At 74.9% G+C, this 3,090-nt stretch carries 2 protein-coding genes; both read left to right on the top strand.

Annotated elements, in window-relative coordinates:
* Window positions 1-1,776, top strand: a 1,776-nt coding sequence (locus tag HPY23_RS24785; protein ID WP_200649690.1) for a L,D-transpeptidase family protein, incomplete at its 5' end; no start/stop codon positions are given.
* 280 nt (window positions 1,777-2,056) lie between these two features.
* The coding region (locus tag HPY23_RS24780) for a peptidoglycan L,D-endopeptidase MepK (protein WP_420891343.1) at window positions 2,057-3,090 on the top strand (1,034 nt) is incomplete at its 3' end.

Here is a 3,090-nt window from a genome sequence, read left to right as displayed (position 1 = left end):
GCCGCGAGCCCGCCCGCTCCCGAGGCGCCGGCGGCCCCGGCGGAAGCCTCGGCTCCCGCCCTGCCGCCGCCCGCCCCCGGCGACCCGGTGGCCGAGGTGGTGGCGGCGCGCCTCGCCGACCCGGCCTTCACGCTGATCCGCCGCCTCAACGCGAAGCAGCGCGAGGCGATGCAGGCCTTCTACGCGCTCGGCGCCTTCAAGTCGGTCTGGCTGACCGAGAGTGGCTGGTCCGACGCCGCCAAGGCGGTGGTCGCCCGGCTGCAGGCGGCGGGCGAGGACGGGCTCGACCCCCTCGCCTACCCGATCCCGCTCCTCGACCCGCCCCACGCCACGGCGGCGGACCGGGCCGAGGCCGACCTGAAGCTGTCGGCGGCAGCGGTGCTCTACGCCCGCGACGCCCGCGGCGCGCGCCTCGAGCCGTCGCGCCTGTCGCGCTTCATCACCCCGAAGCTCGACCTGCCCGGGGCCGACGCGGTGCTGACCCGGCTCACCCCGGCCACGACGAATGCCGGCACCCTGCTCCAGGCCTACAACCCGGCCCAGCCCGGCTACCTCGCCCTCAAGGCCAGGCTCGCCTCCCTGCGCGCCCAGCAGCCGAACCGCGCCGTGCCGATGGTGCGCCTGCCCAAGGGCCCGGCGCTCAAGGCCGGCATGCGCGACGCGCGGGTGCCGCTGATCCGCGCCCGCTTCGGCCTGACCGGCGCCCAGGACGCCACCGCCTACGACGAGGGCGTGGCGACGGCGGTGGCGAGCTTCCAGCGCCAGCGCGGCCTGAAGGCGAGCGGGGTCCTCGATCCCGCCACCGTGGCGGCCCTCGCCGGCCCGAGCCCGGACCGGCAGGAGGCCGACCTCCTCGCCAACATGGAGCGCTGGCGCTGGCTGCCGGCCGATCTCGGCCGGACCCACGTCTTCGTCAACATCCCCGAATACAAGGTGCGGGTGATCCGCGACGGCCGCGTCCTCGACGAGGCCCGGGTCATCGTCGGCAAGCCGGATTCCCCGACCCCGATCTTCTCGGGCGAGATGACCTACGCGGTGGTCAACCCGTCCTGGACGGTGCCGCCCTCGATCCTCAAGAGCCAGTTCCTGCCGGGCCTCGCCCGCGACCCGAACTACGCGGCGCGCCTCGGCTACCAGGTGGTCAAGCGCGGCAACGGCATCGCCATCCGGCAGCCGCCGGGCGAGCGCAACGCGCTCGGCTTCATCAAGTTCATGTTCCCCAACGACCACGCGGTCTACCTGCACGACACGCCGAACCGCACCCTGTTCTCCCGCTCCGAGCGGGCGCTGAGCCACGGCTGCGTGCGCGTCGACGACCCCTTCCGCTTCGCCCAGATGGTGCTCGGGCCGCGCTGGCCGACCGAGCGGCTGAAAGGCCTGATCGGCAAGGGCGAGCGCACCGTGATGCTGCCCGAGAAGATCCCGGTGCATCTGGCCTACTTCACCCTGGAGGCCGACGGGACCGGGGCCCTGCGCAGCCTGCCGGACCTCTACGGCGTCAACGCCCGGGTGAAGGTGGCGCTCGGCCTCTCGAACGAGGCGCTGCCGCCCGAGGCCGGCCACAAGCCGAAGGTCGCCAAGCCCGCCGGGACGCCATCCGGCGCCCCCGCCGCCGCACCGCGCCGCGACCGGGACCTGGCCCAGCAGCAGGCCGCGCCCCGCCCGGCCCCGCGCCGCCCGGTCGCCACCGCGACCGAACCGCAGGAGCCCGCCGTGGTGCAGCCGGCCCCGGACTATTTCGGCGAGACCGGGGCGATCCGCCGAGGCTGGTGGTAGGGGCCGCGGGCCCCGTCCAGGCCATCCCTCCCCTGCTCCGGGCCGCTCGCGCGGCCCGCGACGGCCGGCCGCGATCCCGTTCCGGGTCGCGGCCGCGCGCGCGTCGAGCCCTCGCGAATCCGTCCCGCACGGAAACGTGAAGCGGGGCCGATTTTCGCCACGGTTACGGCCTAGCCCTCTTCGGGTCCTGTCGCGGGGACCCGCTAACCCTTTGTTTACGGTTCTCGGCAACCCTGCGTTCACCATGTGGGCCCGTCGGCCCGAGTGAGGATGAGGGATCGTGCGAGCGCTCAAGCGTGCCGGCCGCGGGGCGGCCGACCCGACCCGGGGATCCCGCTCCTGCCGCCGCGCCGCGCTGGCGCTGGTCGCCTGCCTGGGCGCCGTGCTCGGCTCGACCAGCGGCACGCAGGACGCGGTCGCCAACGGCGATACCCGAACGATCTCGATCTTCCACGAGCACACCAAGGAGAGCGCCGCGATCACGTTCAAGCGTGACGGGCGCTACGACCGGGCCGCCCTGGAGCAGCTGAACTGGCTCCTGCGCGACTGGCGCCTCGACGAGCCGACCAAGATGGACCCGCGCCTGTTCGACGTGGTGTGGGAGGCCCACCGCGCCGTCGGCTCGCAGGACGCCATCCACGTCGTCTCGGCCTACCGCTCGCCCCAGACCAACGCCGCCCTGCGCCGCCGCTCCCGCGCGGTGGCCGAGCACAGCCAGCACATGCTCGGCAAGGCGATGGACTTCTACCTCGCCGACGTCTCGATCGACCGGATCCGGGCGATCGGCATGCAGATGCAGCGCGGCGGCGTCGGCTGGTATCCGCAGGCCAACAGCCCGTTCGTTCACCTCGACGTCGGCTCGGTGCGCTCCTGGCCGCGGATGAGCCACGACCAGCTCGCCCGCCTCTTCCCCGACGGCCGCACCGTCCACCTGCCGGCCGACGGCCGGCCGATGCCGGGCTACGAGATGGCCAAGGCGGAGATCCTCTCCCGCGGCGGCACCGTGATGGGCGTGAACCAGGCCATCGCCGCGGCGGACGAGGAGGACAGCCCGAATGTCGTCGGCCAGTTCTTCGCGATGCTGTTCGGCGGCGCCAAGCCCGCCGCCCCCCCGCCGCCCGCACCGGTGGTGCTGTCCTCGCGCTCCGGCCGGGTCCGCCCGGTGGCGCTCGCGAGCGCCCAGCCGGACGAGGCCGCCAGCCGTACCGCCATGGCCTATGCCGACGCGGCGGCCCCGAGCGCCCTCATGCCGGAGGCGGCCCCCCGCCAGGCCGCCCTGCGCGTGCCGGAGCCGGTCGCGCCGCAGGAGGCGCC

Origin of the sequence: Methylobacterium ajmalii (assembly GCF_016613415.1) — a bacterium.
GTDB classification, from domain to species: Bacteria; Pseudomonadota; Alphaproteobacteria; order Rhizobiales; family Beijerinckiaceae; genus Methylobacterium; species Methylobacterium ajmalii.
This window is presented reverse-complemented; position numbering and strand designations above follow the sequence as displayed.